The sequence below is a fragment of the Nocardia terrae genome, assembly GCF_009760405.1.
In the GTDB taxonomy this organism is placed as follows: Bacteria; Actinomycetota; Actinomycetes; order Mycobacteriales; family Mycobacteriaceae; genus Nocardia; species Nocardia terrae.
This window is the reverse complement of the sequence record NZ_WRPP01000001.1, coordinates 1,179,222-1,192,077: the sequence shown is the minus strand read 5'-3', so window position 1 is coordinate 1,192,077 and position 12,856 is coordinate 1,179,222. Positions and strand designations below refer to the sequence as shown.

Here is a 12,856-nt window from a genome sequence, read left to right as displayed (position 1 = left end):
ATCGGATACTCGAAGCAGGAGGCCCCGATGACCGCATTGCACGCATCCACCCCGGAATCCGTTCTGTCCCTGCTGGGCACCGCCCTGGCCGAAGGGCGGCCCGACGACGCCGCGTCACTCTATGAGCCCGACGCCGTCTTCTTCTACGCCCCCGGCACCGCCCCGAAGACCGGCCGCGACGAAATCCGTTCGGCGCTGGCCGATCTCGTGGCAATACATCCGACAATGCACAACGACGTGCTCCGAACCGTCGTCGTCGGCGACATCGCCACGGTCGTGAACGCCTGGCGCATCGACGGCACCCGCCCCGATGGCCGGCCCATTGCCATGTCCGCCGTCAGCACCGACGTCCTGCGCCGCCGAGCCGATGACTCCTGGGCCATCCTGATCGACGACCCCTGGGGCGTCTCGAGGTAACCCGGAAACAGCCGTGCCCGCTGTGGGTCGCACAGCGGGCACGGACGTTTTCAGTTGGGTGCGGGGTCAGCCGCGGCGCATCGGGATGTGGGGAATGCCGTCTTCGATGTACTCCTCGCCGTCGACCTTGAAGCCGTGCTTGGTGTACATGTCGACGAGGTAGGTCTGGGCGTTCAGGCGGACCGTCGCCGAACCCGCTTCGGCCAGGGCGGCCTGGAGCAGGCGGGTGGTGTAGCCGTGGCCTCGGGCCTCGGGGGTGGTGCAGAGGCGGCCGATGCGGAAGGACTTGACGCCGTCCTCGTGCTCTTCCATGAGGCGCAGGGTGCAGATGACCTCGCCCTCATCGTCGAGCCAGAAGTGGCGGGTTTCCGGCAGCAGGTCGTAACCGTCCAATTCGGGGTACGCGCACTTCTGTTCGACGACGAACACCTCGACGCGAAGTTTCAACAGCTTGTACAGCGTCGCGGTGTCCAGGTCTTGGGACCACGACCGTTTGAGAGCAACCGTTGACATCATCGCGTCTTGCTATCACATCTGGGCGTGAGAAGAAATAGCGGAGTGGTTGGGCGTGTTGTCCGAATCCAGCTGGAGGGCCTTGGTGGACCAGTCCCAGACCTCGCGGTACAGGGCCTGATTCTCCGAGAGCTTGGTGCCCAGCGACGGCACCATTTCCTTGAGTTTCGGCTCCCACGTGGAGAATTCGCGCGGGAAGCACTTCTTCATCACGTCGAGCATGGCGCTCACACAGGTGGACGCGCCCGGGGAAGCGCCCAGCAGACCGGCGATGGTGCCGTCCTCGGCCGCGACGACCGCGGTGCCCAGCTCGAGCACGCCGCCCGCGCCCTTGCGGCGGATGACCTGCACGCGCTGACCGGCGATGATCAGCTCCCAGTCCGCGCCGTCGGCCCGCGGGATGAACTCCTCCATCACGTCCACGCGACCGGCCTGCGACTTGAGCAGCTCGCCGACCAGGTAGTTGACCAGGCCCATCTCGGTGACGCCCACACCCAGCATGGAGAACAGGTTGTTCGGCTTCACCGACTTGATGAGGTCGGTCATCTTGCCGTCCTTGAGGAACTTCGGCGTCCAACCGGCGTAGGGGCCGAACAGCAGGCCCTTCTCACCGTTGATGACGCGAGTGTCCAAGTGCGGCACCGACATCGGCGGCGCACCGACCGACGCCTGGCCGTACACCTTGGCCTCGTGGCTGGCGACCAGCGCGGGGTTGGTGGCACGCAGGAACAGGCCCGACACCGGGAAACCGCCGAAGCCGTTGATCTCCTTGATGCCCGACTTCTGCAGCAGCGGCAGCGCGCCGCCACCCGCACCGACGAACACGAACTTGGCGTTGATCACCCGCACCTTGCGGCTGCGCAGGTTGCGCACCTTGACCAGCCAGGAGCCGTCGGACTGCTTGGTGAGATTGAGCACCTCGTGGCCGAAGGCGATATCCGCGCCCGACGCGCCCAGGTAGGCCAGCAGTTCCTTGGTGAGCTCACCGAAGTCGATGTCGGTGCCGTGATCGGTCCAGTTCAGGGCGATCGGATCGGAGAAGTCGCGGCCCTTGGCCATCAGCGGTAGTCGCTTGCTGAATTCGTCCGCGTCGTCGATGAATTCCATGCCCTCGAACAGCGGATGCCGCGACAGCGCCTCGTGGCGCTTGCGCAGGTATTCGACGCCGTCCGCACCGTGGGTGAAGCTCACGTGGGGAATGGGGTTGATGAAGTTCGACGGGGTGGCCAGCACGCCGTTCTCCACCGCGTAGGACCAGAACTGACGCGAGACCTGGAAGCGCTCGTTGATGTCGATGGCCTTGGCGATCTCCACCTCGCCGGCGGCATTGCGCGGGGTGTAGTTCAGCTCGCACAGGGCCGAGTGGCCGGTACCGGCGTTGTTCCAGGGATCGCTGCTCTCCCCGGCGGCCTCGTCGAGGCGCTCGAAGATATTGATCGACCAATCCGGCTGCACCTGTCGGAGCAAGGCGCCGAGGGTGGCACTCATGATGCCGGCTCCGATGAGTACTACATCGGTCTTTTCAATCGTGGCAGCGTTCGACACGGCGTTCGTCGACTTCCTTGTCCTTGAATGGGTCACCAGGTGGGGGTTAGGTTACCCGTCGTTCACTTGAGCTCAATTCTGCCCCTGACCATTCCCCAATCCCGCTTCGAAATCCCCGAATGTGAGAGATCCCTCCCAAATGGACATCGTTGGGACGCGGTCTATCTTGGGCTTGTGACCCGAGAAACGTCATCCACCACCTCGTCGACAGACACTCGGCGGCCCGATGCCTGGCAGCCCGACGTGCTGGGTGACGACTACCAGCAGCTCACGATTCCGATGGGACCCGATCCGGACGGCGAGGGCGACGTGGTCGCCACGCTGGTCCGCTACGCCCCGGCCGACACGCCGGTCGCCACCAAGGCCGTGCTCTATGTGCACGGCTTCACCGACTACTTCTTCCAGGAACACCTGGCCCAGCATCTGGCCGCGCAGGGGTACGCCTTCTACGCGCTGGACCTGCGCAAGTGCGGCCGGTCACAGCGGGCCGGGCAGACCCCGCACTTCGTGAGCGACCTGGCGCTCTACGACGTGGAGCTGAACCGCTCGCTGAAGATCATTCGCGAGGAGAGCGGGCTGGACGTGCTGGTCATGGCGCACTCGACCGGCGGTCTGGTCACCTCGCTGTGGCTGAACCGGCTGCAGTCCTCCGGCGGCGTTCGTGCCCAGGGCATTACGGGCCTGGTGCTCAACAGCCCGTGGTTCGACCTGCAGGGCCCGGGCTACTACCGCTCGATCGGCACCCCGGTGCTGGAGGGGCTGGGCCGGTTGCGGGCGTTCGCGAAGATTCCGCTGGGCGTGTCCACCGCCTACGGCGACAGCCTGCACAAGAGCGTCTCCGGGGAATGGGACTACAACCTGGATTGGAAACCGTTGAGCGGCTTCGCGGTTCACGCGGGCTGGCTGCGGGCCATCCGGCGCGGGCAGTTCCGGCTGCACAAGGGCCTCGATATCGGGGTGCCCGCGCTGATCCTGCGGTCCAAGATCACCAAATTCATGCGCGAGTACGGTCCGGCCGCCGACCTGGCCGATCTGGTGCTCGACGTGAAGCAGATCCAGCGCTGGTCGGGCTGCCTGGGCGACCGGACCAATATCGTGCCGATCGAGGGTGCGCGGCACGATGTGTTCCTGTCCGCGGAGACGCCGCGCAACCAGGCGTTCGCCGAGCTGGATTCATGGCTGAAGTGGCTGGCTTCCAGCCCGGAAGCCAGCGCGTGATCAACGGCGGGTAATCACCAGAAGCTGGTGCGCAGCACCACTTCGGTGGCCAGCTCGTGGCCGGCTTCGGAGGCCACATCGGTGACATCCATGGGGACCAGCCGGAATTCGCCGTAGACGAACCGGCTGGAACCCTCGGCCACCGGGCGCGGCAGGCGCTTGGTGGCCAGCAGGGTGGTGGGGATCTCCACCGGCGGGCAGGAGGCGTCTTTGACCTCGCCGTCCGTGCCGGGGGCGGCCGGGTGTCCGCCGCCCGCCGCGATGAGGCTCATGAAACGGCCGAAGCCGCGCGCGGCCAACTGCCAGGCCAGCTCCGCGCCCGCGCCGCTGCCGACCAGGTTGGCCCACGGGACCTTCAACTGGTCGAGGATCGCGAAGACCGCCGTGGCGTCGAGACCGTCGATCGATTCGATCGCGATGGTGTGCAGGTCCGAGGTCTGCAGCCGTTCGCAGACCTGGTCGTAAATGTCGGCCGGATCCCCCGCATCGGGTAGCAGCAGGACGTGGTGCCGGGTTTCGGGTCCGCCGATTCGCACCGCCCACTCGCGGTCACCGACCGTGATCCGCCGAGATTCCATGGTCATTCACGCTACAGGAGCCGGAGAGAGGTCGACCGCGAGTCGGGCGGATTCCTGTGACCGGGGTCACTTCTTTACGGTCAGAGTTGGGACATTCGACAATGGACCCGCGGTGATCAGGCGTTCCAGCGCGTCCAGGTCGAGATGCTTCTCCAGCAGGTCGGCGAGCAGATCGAGCTGGGACGCGCGCACTTCGGCGACCGAAACATCGTCGGCCACAATGAATTCCGGGCGACCGGCCTGTTCGGCGACCCGGCGCAGCCAGGCGCGCCGAAACTCGTCCGATTCCAAGGCTCCGTGCAGGTGCGTGCCCCAGATCGCTTCGCGCACGCTGCCTTCAGGGAGGCCGTCCAGTTCGAACCAGGGGCGGTCGCCGGTGTGAGTCACGCGACCGTGGTGGATTTCATAGCCGTGCACCGGGAGAGCGTCATCACCGCCGAGGCCCGCATGATCGCCGACACGGCCCCGCGAGCGGCGCAGCACCTTCGGATCGTCGAATTCGATCTCCAGGTCCAGCAGGCCCAGGCCCGCGACCGTGCCCGCCGCCGATTCGACCGGGTCGACGATGGTGCGCGCCAGCATCTGATAGCCGCCGCAGATGCCGAGAATCGGCCCGCCCGCCGCCGCGCGCGCGGTGAGCGCGTCGGCGATCCCGGTGCGCCGCAACCACTCCAGATCGCTGACGGTGGATTTGCTGCCGGGCACGACGACCAGATCGGCCCCCGCCAGGCGAGAGGGGTCGCTCACCCAGCGCACGGAAACGCCCGGCTCGCAGGCCAGCGCCTCGACATCGGTGGAATTGGAGATGCGCGGCAACCGGATGGCGGCGACGGTCAGCCAGTTCGCGCCGAGCGGCGGCCGGGGACGCCCGACGGGGGCGTCGGCGACCGTGCCGAGCGAATCCTCCGCGTCGATCCAGAGGTCCTCCGCGAACGGGATCACACCCAGCGTCGGCCGCCCGGTGAGCGCCTCGAGCTGATCCAGCCCCGGCTTCAGCAGATCGACGTCCCCACGGAACTTGTTGACGATAAAACCGGAGATCAGTTGCTGGTCTTCGGGTTCCAGGATGGCCACGGTGCCGAACAGATGCGCCAGCACTCCCCCGCGATCGATGTCGCCGACCACCACCACCGGCAGGTCCGCCGCCCGCGCCAGCCCCATGTTCGCCAGATCCGTTGCCCGCAAATTGATCTCGGCGGGCGACCCGGCCCCCTCGCAGATCACCACATCGAATTCGTCCCGCAGCGCGGCCAATTCCTCGGCCACGATCGCCCGCAACTCGGTCCGATGCCGGAAATAATCCTTGGCCCCCACGGTGTCGATCGCCTTGCCCCGCACCACGAGCTGCGACCGCCGATCACTCCCGGGCTTCAACAAGATCGGATTGAACCGGACGCTCGGCTCGAGCCCACACGCCCGAGCCTGCAACGCCTGCGCCCGCCCGATCTCCCCGCCGTCGAGCGTGACCACGGAGTTGTTGGACATGTTCTGCGCCTTGAACGGCGCGACCCGCACCCCCCGCCGCGCCAGCAGACGGCAAAGCCCCGCCACCACAACACTTTTCCCCGCATCGGACGTAGTGCCCGCGACCAGCAGCGCACCCTTCACCACCGCCATCCGAGGCCTCCTTCCGTCCCGAAGCCACCCCGCGTTACCCGCCGCGCGCCCGGACGGCGAGACCCGGCCGACACCCCCCACGCGCAGGTGCGCGGGCATGTTCCCGCGCCGACACGAGCGCCCCTCACCCGAGCCACCGGAGGTCGTTCATCGGCGGAGCCGCGCTCGCCTCTGCACGGCGGCGGCAGAGACGCTCTCCGACAACGCTTTTCCCCGCATCGAAGGCGGCTCCCGCGACCCGCAGAGCGCCTTTCATCCCCGCCGCCCGGCGCCGGCCGACCGGACCGAGGTCCGGCCCGTGATCCCGGGGCGAATCCCACCCGTCATCCCGGCATACCGTTGGCCGAGATCCCAACTCGGGCGGTGGGTTCCAGCCGAGAGCACGCCGGAACGGCGGAGGAAATCCGCGGCGGGACGGCTGGTCACCGGGTGCTGTACTCCGCTCGGGGGCGGTAGACGTAGTACTCGCGGCCGCTGCTGGTGTAGGCGTCGCGGTTGTCGGAGGCGTCGCGGGTGTCGGTCGCCGCGTCGTCGGGTTTTTCGGCGTCCTCGACCGGGCGGCCCGCGGAGAGTTCGACGTGGCGGCGCATGGCGGCGCGCATGGCGCCGAGGCCCTCGTCGCGGGGGTTGGGCGGCAGGAAGCGGTTGGGCTTGCGGCGAGGTCCGCGCGAGCCGATGCCGCGCGTCGTGGTGCCCCGCTGGGGCATGGCGATTTTCACGGGAGGGTCAGGATTTCTGCTCCGTCGTCGGTTACGACGAGTGTGTGTTCGAATTGGGCGGTCCACTTGCGGTCCTTGGTGACCACGGTCCAGCCGTCGTCCCAGATCTCGTAGTCGATACCGCCCAGGTTGATCATGGGCTCGATGGTGAAGGTCATGCCCGGTTCGATCACCGACTCCACGGCGGGCTGGTCGTAGTGCAGGATGACCAGGCCGGAGTGGAAGGTGGGGCCGACCCCGTGGCCGGTGAAGTCGCGGACCACGCCGTAGCCGAAGCGGTTGGCGTAGGCCTCGATCACGCGGCCGATGACGTTGAGGGCGCGACCGGGCTTGACGGCCTTGATGGCCCGCATGGTCGCCTCCTCGGTGCGCTCGACCAGCAGGCGCACCTCCTCGTCCACGTCACCGGCGAGGAAGGTCTTGTTGGTGTCGCCGTGCACGCCGTCGATGTAGGCGGTCACGTCGATATTGACGATGTCGCCGTCCTCGATGACCGTCGAGTCCGGAATGCCGTGGCAGATGACCTCGTTCAGCGAGGTGCAGCAGGATTTGGGAAATCCCTTGTAGCCCAAGGTCGACGGGTACGCGCCGTGGTCGATCATGTACTCGTGCGCGATGCGGTCCAGCTCGTCGGTGGTCACGCCCGGCGCGACGGCCTTGCCCGCTTCTTCCAGGGCCTGTGCGGCGATCTTGCCCGCGATGCGCATCTTCTCGATGGTCTCGGGGGTCTGCACCCAGGGCTCGCGCCCTTCGTTGACGGTCTTCTTCCAGACGTACTCGGGTCGCTCGATGTTCTTGGGGACCTCGCGAATGGGCGACTGCGTGCCGGGTACGAGGGGCTTGCGGGTGCGCACAGACATGGCTACCAGAGTATCTGCCGGTCCGAATGCTGAGATCCGCAGGTCCACGTGCGGCGGGAATTCTTCCGGACCGTGGTCCGTTTACGCTTTCGGTTGACTTGGAGACAAGACTCGAGAGGGGCTGCGGCCGTGGAACTGGGACTGACGACATTCGCGGAAACACACCCCGTGGGCGGCGACGGGCCGGTGCCGACCGCGGGCGAGCGGCTGCGGCAGGTGGTCGAGGAAGCCGTGGCCACCGAGCGGGCCGGGCTGGACGTGTACGGCGTGGGCGAGCATCACCGCAAAGACTTCGCGGCGTCCTCACCCGCGATGGTGCTGGCCGCCATCGCCTCGCGGACCGAGCGGATTCAGCTCACCAGCGCGGTAACCGTGCTCAGCTCCGACGATCCGGTACGGGTGTTCCAGGACTTCTCGACCCTGGACGGACTGTCCAACGGGCGGGCCGAATTGATGGCCGGGCGTGGCTCGTTCATCGAGTCGTTCCCGCTGTTCGGCTACGACCTCAATGACTACGACGAACTCTTCGAGGAGAAGCTGGCGCTGCTGCTGAAGATCCGCGAGGAAGAGCCGGTCACCTGGGAGGGCAAGTTCCGCGCTCCCCTGACCGACGCCATCGTCTACCCGCGCACCGAGAACCGGCCGCTGCCGGTGTGGATCGCGGTCGGCGGCAGCCCCGAATCCGTCGTGCGCGCAGGGCTTCTGGGCCTGCCGCTGGCCATCGCCATCATCGGCGGGCAGCCGGCGCGGTTCAAGCCGCTGGTGGATCTGTACCACCGGGCGCTCGACGAGGGCGGGCACCAGCCGCAGCCGGTGGCGGTGCACGCGCACGGGTACATCGCCGACACCGACAAGGCCGCGGTCGAGGACTTCTACGCCTCCTACGCGCGGGCCATGTCCGGCATCGGGCGCGAGCGCGGCTGGGGTCCGATGACCCGGCAGCAGTTCGATGCCCTTCGCTCCCAAAGCGGTTCGCTGTTCGTGGGCACGCCGGACTACGTCGCCGAGAAGATCGCCGACGTGCGCGACACCCTCGGGCTGGACCGGTTCATGCTGCACAGCAGCGTCGGCACGCTGCCGCACGAGAAGGTCTTGCACAACATCGAACTGCTGGGCGCGAAGGTCGCACCGCAGGTCCGCTGAGCGGCACCGTGATTGGATTCCGACCAAAAGCACGCCGGAATGACGGGGGTTGACCCGGTCGCGAACGACGGGGGTTGGCCCGGTTGCGAATGACGGGGGTTGGCTCGGTCACGAACGATGGGGGTTGGCCCGGTTGCGAATGACGGGGGTTGGCCCGGTCACGAACGACGGGGGTTGGCCCGGTCACGAACGACGGGGGTTGGCCCGGTCACGAACGACGGGGGTTGGCCCGGTCGTGGATGAGCGGGCCGAACTCATTTCGTCGGGGCCGCCCCGAAGGCGGTGAGCAGCATGTCGGTGAGTTCGTCGAGATACTCCGCTCCGGTCGGGTCACCGCCGAGCATGACGTGCAGAAACAGCGGACCGCCGATGAAGTCCAGGGCCAGTTCGGTATTCAGGGTCGCGGGCAGCTCGCCGCGCTCGACGGCCCGGTGCAGCAGGAGCTCGATCCTGGCGCGCCGGGACTGTCCGATACCCACGGCGAGCACCTCGCGCAGCGCGGGCACCCGGACGGCCTGGGCCAGCAGGTCCGGAATGATCCGGGCGGCAAAGGGATTGGTGAGACCGTCGGCCATGACGGCGAGCAGCGCGCGCAGATCGCCGCGCACGGTTCCGGTGTCGGGCGGGTCGGCGGCGGCGATGGCCACCTCGGAGATGAGCGCGAGGACCAGGTCCTCCTTGGTCGACCAGCGCCGGTACAGCGTCGGCTTGCTCACGCCCGCGCGACGGGCGACCGCCTCCATGGACAGTTTGCCGTAGCCCGCCTCGGCCAGTTCCTCGAAGGCCGCGGCCCGGATGGCGGCGGTCACCTGCGGCTGCATCACCGCCGCGCCCGCGGGTTTGCGTCCGCTCGAACCGGGTTCCTCGCTCATGGCCCGAAGTCTATCAACGACGAAACGGTTGCGTTTCGTCGTTACGGGGTCTACCGTTCTTCCCGTACGACGAAACGGTGTCGTATCGACGTAAAGAGCGAGGTAGAAGCCATGAAATTCCTCTTCGACGACGAATCCTTCGACTACGAGACCCTGCGCGCGGCCGGGTTCGCCTGCTACGGCGGCGCGGAACTCGGCGAGGTGATCACCACCGCCCGCCGCATCCCGGACGGGGACGAGGCGGCCTGGCTGCGCGAGTGGGAGGCCACCGCCCGCCGGGTGCACAGCCTCGGCGAGGCGGCCGCGAGCGCGGGCCACCGGGTGAGTGCCCGCGAGGCGCTGCTGCGGGCCTCGAACTACTACCGCACCGCCGAGTTCTACCGCCGCGACGATCCGGCCAACGATTCGAAGGCCCGTGAGCTGTCCCGGCTGGCACGCGAAACCTTCTGGGCCGCCGCGCAACTCATGGACTCACCGGTGATCCCGGTGTCGATTCCCTACGCGGACACCACCCTTCCCGGCTACCTCTACCTGGTCGACGATTCGGGCGCGCCGCGTCCGACCGTCATCTTCAACAGCGGTTTCGACTCCACCCTCGAGGAGTCGTATTTCGCGCTGGCGGCGGGCGCGGTGGCGCGCGGATACAACGTGCTGGCCTTCGACGGCCCCGGCCAGGGCGCGGTCATCCGCGAGCAGGGCCTCACCTTCCGTCACGACTGGGAGGCCGTCATCACCCCGGTGGTCGACTTCGCGCTGACCCGCCCGGAGATCGACTCGACGCGAATCTCCCTGTTCGGCTACAGCCTCGGCGGCTACCTGGCCGCACGTGCCGCCGCCTTCGAGCCGCGGCTGGCGGCGCTGATCCTCGACGACGGCCTCTACGATTACCACGCCGCGCACGAGCGGATCATGCCGCCGTTCCTGTCCGAGTGGATCGCGCAGGGCCGCGACGAGGAGGCGAATGCCGTTGCCGCCCTGCTGATGGCGGTCAGCACCACCACGCGCTGGGCGCTGCGCAACGGGCGGTGGACCTTCGGCGCGGCCTCACCCGCCGACTACGTGCGCCGCACCGCCGACTACACCCTCGCCGGTGTGGCCGACCGGATCCAGTGCCCGACACTGGTTTTCGAGGCCGAGAACGACCTCTTCTTCAAGGGCGAGGCCCCGCGCCTCCACGAGGCGCTGACCTGCAAGAAGGAATTGATCACCGGCACCGAGGCGGAGGGCGCGGGCGAGCACTGCCACACCGGAGCCGTGCTGCTCACCCTGCAGCGCCTGTTCGACTGGCTCGACGACACCCACGCCACGCAGTAGATCCCCCGCGCGGCCGGATCCACGCGTCGGCAGATCCTCCCACGCAGGACGGCAGGAACACGCGTCAGTGGATCCCGGTGCGGGAGTGCGTCAGTAGTCGCGCAAAGTGGCCTGGAACGCGATGCGGTCGCCGCGATAGAGCGACCGCACGCGTTCGATGGGCGTTCCCTCGGCGTCCACGCTGCGGCGGTGCAGCAGCAGCATCGGCAGGGCGGTGGTGCATTCCAGCAGGGCGGCCTCGCGCGGGGAGGCCAGCATGGTCTCGATGCGCTCGGTGGCCGACATGTAGACGATGCCGCGCGAACGGGTCGCCGCGTAGAGCGAGGTGGTGGGGTCGTAGAACTCGCGCAGGAAGGCGAAGCGCGGCAACGGCATCCAGGTGCTCTCCAGGCCGATGCGCTCGCCGTCGGCCAGCAGCACCCGCTCCAGATGGGTCACCACGGTGCCGGGCTCGATCTTCAGATCCTGGGCGACATCCGGTTCGGCGGGCACATCGGTCCAGCCCACCAGCAGACGGCCGGGCGTGCGGCCGAAGCGCAGCGCGCCCTCGGTGTAGGAGCGAAGTGACAAGGGCTGCACCATCTTCGGGCGCGAGACCACGGTGCCGCGGCCCTGGCGGCGAATCCGGCCCTCCACCAGCAGTTCTCGCACGGCCTGCCGCACGGTTTCGCGGGCGACGCCGCAGCGCAGGGCGAGTTCTCGTTCGGAGGGGAGCGGGTCGCCCTCGGAGAGTTCGGCGAGCAGCGACTCCAGTTCCGCGCGGACACGATACGACTTCGGCATGCGCGCCAACTGGTCTTCCACCCCGGCAGCCTCCCACTGGTCCATGAGCCCCAGCGTACACAGGATTGGTCTATACCAATTATTAACCTAGCGTTTCCACACGAAACACTCCTAGGTCTAGACCATTGCCCAGGATGTTGGTCATGCGATTGGTCATCATCGGCGGAGGGATCCTCGGTACCGCCCACGCTCTCGCCGCCATCGGGCGCGGCCACGACGTCGTTCACCTGGAACGCGAGGTGGAGGCGCGCGGCGCGACCGTGCGCAACTTCGGACTGGTGTGGGTTTCGGGGCGCAGCGCCAGCGAATTGGCGCTCACGCTGCGGTCCCGGCAGCTGTGGGAAGAGATCGGCGGCAAGGTGCCGGGCGTGGGCTTCCGCGCCGCGGGCTCGATCACCTTGGTGCGCACCGACAACGAGCTCGCGGTGGCCGAGGCCGCCATGGCGGGCCCCTCGGCCGCCGAACGCGGCTTCGAGCTGCTGGACCCGGACCGGGTGCGCGCGCTCAACCCCGCGCTGCGCGGCAAGTTCCTTGCGGGCCTGCACTGTTCGGCCGACGCCGCGGTGGAGTCGCGGCAGGCGCTGCCCGCGCTGCGCCGCTACATGGAGGCCAGCGAGCGCTACACCTTCTTCGCGGGGACCGAGGCGCGCACTCTCACCGGCACCACCGTCGTCGACGACCGCGGCCGCCGCCACGAGGGCGATCTGGTCCTGGTCTGCCCGGGCGCGGCGCACGCGGGCCTGACTCGTGAACTGGTGGGGGACATTCCGGTGCGCCGGGTACGGCTGCAGATGATGCAGACCGCTCCCCTGGGCGAACCGCTCACCACCGCCATCGCCGACGGCGACAGCTTCCGCTACTACCCGGCCTTCGCGGGCCCCGAGCTGGACAAGCTGAATCGCGAAGAGGCGCAGCCGTTCACCGCGGCCCAGCACAAGATGCAGCTGCTGGCCGTGCAGCGCCTGCACGGCGGACTCACCATCGGCGACACCCACGAGTACGACGAGCCGTTCACCTTCGACGTCGACGAGGCCCCCTACGAGCACCTCACCGGCGTGATGGAGGAGCTGCTGGGCCGCAAGCTGCCGCCGATCGTGCGGCGCTGGGCCGGGGTCTACAGCCAGTCCATCGATCCGGGGGCCATCGTCACCCGCGCGCGGGCCGCCGACAACGTCTGGGTGATCACCGGCCCGGGCGGGCGCGGTATGACGCTGGGGCCCGCGCTCGGCGAAGAGACCGCCGACCTGCTCGAGCTCTGATCCGAACAGCGAAGGAAT

General features: G+C 68.2%; 13 protein-coding genes. 5 read left to right on the top strand and 8 right to left on the bottom strand.

Annotated features, from left to right (window positions below; all coding sequences use genetic code 11):
• The first annotated feature begins 27 nt into the window (after window positions 1-27).
• Window positions 28-417: a YybH family protein gene (locus tag GPX89_RS05460; RefSeq protein ID WP_157355419.1), complete on the top strand. Its 390-nt coding sequence runs from the start codon at window positions 28-30 to the stop codon at window positions 415-417.
• A 66-nt stretch (window positions 418-483) separates the two neighbouring features.
• Here the strand turns inward: GPX89_RS05460 and GPX89_RS05455 are convergent, their stop codons facing one another.
• Together GPX89_RS05455 and mqo are read right to left on the bottom strand one after the other, a co-directional pair.
• A complete protein-coding gene (locus GPX89_RS05455) occupies window positions 484-933 on the bottom strand; it encodes a GNAT family N-acetyltransferase (RefSeq protein WP_157355418.1) in 450 nt (149 codons plus the stop codon).
• Window positions 934-945: 12 nt separating this feature from the next.
• Window positions 946-2,475 (bottom strand): malate dehydrogenase (quinone), encoded by a 1,530-nt coding sequence (gene mqo, locus GPX89_RS05450; protein WP_328601527.1) that lies wholly within the window; start codon window positions 2,473-2,475, stop codon window positions 946-948.
• A 279-nt stretch (window positions 2,476-2,754) separates the two neighbouring features.
• Between mqo and GPX89_RS05445 the strand changes: the two genes are divergently transcribed.
• The gene (locus GPX89_RS05445; RefSeq protein ID WP_235946885.1) at window positions 2,755-3,693 is read left to right on the top strand and encodes an alpha/beta hydrolase; all 939 of its coding nucleotides are present in this window, start codon (window positions 2,755-2,757) and stop codon (window positions 3,691-3,693) included.
• 14 nt (window positions 3,694-3,707) lie between these two features.
• Here the strand turns inward: GPX89_RS05445 and GPX89_RS05440 are convergent, their stop codons facing one another.
• From GPX89_RS05440 to map, 4 genes are all read right to left on the bottom strand, one after another.
• A complete protein-coding gene (locus GPX89_RS05440) occupies window positions 3,708-4,271 on the bottom strand; it encodes an alpha/beta fold hydrolase (RefSeq protein ID WP_157387061.1) in 564 nt (187 codons plus the stop codon).
• 66 nt (window positions 4,272-4,337) lie between these two features.
• Complete coding sequence (locus GPX89_RS05435; RefSeq protein ID WP_157355416.1) at window positions 4,338-5,888, bottom strand: cobyric acid synthase; 1,551 nt, start codon at window positions 5,886-5,888, stop codon at window positions 4,338-4,340.
• A 422-nt stretch (window positions 5,889-6,310) separates the two neighbouring features.
• A complete protein-coding gene (locus tag GPX89_RS05430) occupies window positions 6,311-6,607 on the bottom strand; it encodes a hypothetical protein (RefSeq protein WP_157355415.1) in 297 nt (98 codons plus the stop codon).
• Window positions 6,604-7,467, bottom strand: a complete 864-nt coding sequence (map, locus tag GPX89_RS05425; protein WP_157355414.1) for a type I methionyl aminopeptidase — start codon at window positions 7,465-7,467, stop codon at window positions 6,604-6,606. The genes GPX89_RS05430 and map overlap by 4 nt, the downstream gene beginning before the upstream one ends.
• Before the next feature lie 129 nt (window positions 7,468-7,596).
• Here map and GPX89_RS05420 point away from each other — a divergent pair, with 129 nt between their 5' ends.
• The gene (locus tag GPX89_RS05420) at window positions 7,597-8,610 is read left to right on the top strand and encodes an LLM class flavin-dependent oxidoreductase (RefSeq protein ID WP_328601526.1); all 1,014 of its coding nucleotides are present in this window, start codon (window positions 7,597-7,599) and stop codon (window positions 8,608-8,610) included.
• Window positions 8,611-8,864: 254 nt separating this feature from the next.
• Here GPX89_RS05420 and GPX89_RS05415 read toward each other — a convergent pair whose 3' ends face one another.
• A complete protein-coding gene (locus GPX89_RS05415) occupies window positions 8,865-9,482 on the bottom strand; it encodes a TetR/AcrR family transcriptional regulator (protein ID WP_157355412.1) in 618 nt (205 codons plus the stop codon).
• Window positions 9,483-9,593: 111 nt separating this feature from the next.
• Between GPX89_RS05415 and GPX89_RS05410 the strand changes: the two genes are divergently transcribed.
• Window positions 9,594-10,796 (top strand): alpha/beta hydrolase family protein, encoded by a 1,203-nt coding sequence (locus tag GPX89_RS05410; protein WP_157355411.1) that lies wholly within the window; start codon window positions 9,594-9,596, stop codon window positions 10,794-10,796.
• Window positions 10,797-10,886: 90 nt separating this feature from the next.
• On the opposite strand, the gene GPX89_RS05405 is transcribed toward GPX89_RS05410, so the two are convergent.
• Window positions 10,887-11,624 (bottom strand): GntR family transcriptional regulator, encoded by a 738-nt coding sequence (locus GPX89_RS05405; RefSeq protein ID WP_328601525.1) that lies wholly within the window; start codon window positions 11,622-11,624, stop codon window positions 10,887-10,889.
• Between the two features lie 98 nt (window positions 11,625-11,722).
• On the opposite strand from GPX89_RS05405, the gene GPX89_RS05400 reads away from it, so the two are divergent.
• Entirely contained in the window at window positions 11,723-12,838 is a 1,116-nt protein-coding gene (locus tag GPX89_RS05400; protein ID WP_157355410.1) for a TIGR03364 family FAD-dependent oxidoreductase, read from the top strand.
• Window positions 12,839-12,856: the final 18 nt, after the last annotated feature.

What these genes read in the sequence shown, in the direction of transcription:
- GPX89_RS05460 (WP_157355419.1), top strand. Translation starts at nt 28, where the DNA reads ATGACCGCATTGCACGCATCCACCCCGGAATCCGTTCTGTCCCTGCTG.
- GPX89_RS05455 (WP_157355418.1), bottom strand. Translation starts at nt 933, where the DNA reads ATGATGTCAACGGTTGCTCTCAAACGGTCGTGGTCCCAAGACCTGGAC.
- GPX89_RS05445 (WP_235946885.1), top strand. Translation starts at nt 2,755, where the DNA reads ATGGGACCCGATCCGGACGGCGAGGGCGACGTGGTCGCCACGCTGGTC.
- GPX89_RS05440 (WP_157387061.1), bottom strand. Translation starts at nt 4,271, where the DNA reads ATGGAATCTCGGCGGATCACGGTCGGTGACCGCGAGTGGGCGGTGCGA.
- GPX89_RS05435 (WP_157355416.1), bottom strand. Translation starts at nt 5,888, where the DNA reads ATGGCGGTGGTGAAGGGTGCGCTGCTGGTCGCGGGCACTACGTCCGAT.
- map (WP_157355414.1), bottom strand. Translation starts at nt 7,467, where the DNA reads ATGTCTGTGCGCACCCGCAAGCCCCTCGTACCCGGCACGCAGTCGCCC.
- GPX89_RS05415 (WP_157355412.1), bottom strand. Translation starts at nt 9,482, where the DNA reads ATGAGCGAGGAACCCGGTTCGAGCGGACGCAAACCCGCGGGCGCGGCG.
- GPX89_RS05410 (WP_157355411.1), top strand. Translation starts at nt 9,594, where the DNA reads ATGAAATTCCTCTTCGACGACGAATCCTTCGACTACGAGACCCTGCGC.
- GPX89_RS05405 (WP_328601525.1), bottom strand. Translation starts at nt 11,624, where the DNA reads ATGGACCAGTGGGAGGCTGCCGGGGTGGAAGACCAGTTGGCGCGCATG.
- GPX89_RS05400 (WP_157355410.1), top strand. Translation starts at nt 11,723, where the DNA reads ATGCGATTGGTCATCATCGGCGGAGGGATCCTCGGTACCGCCCACGCT.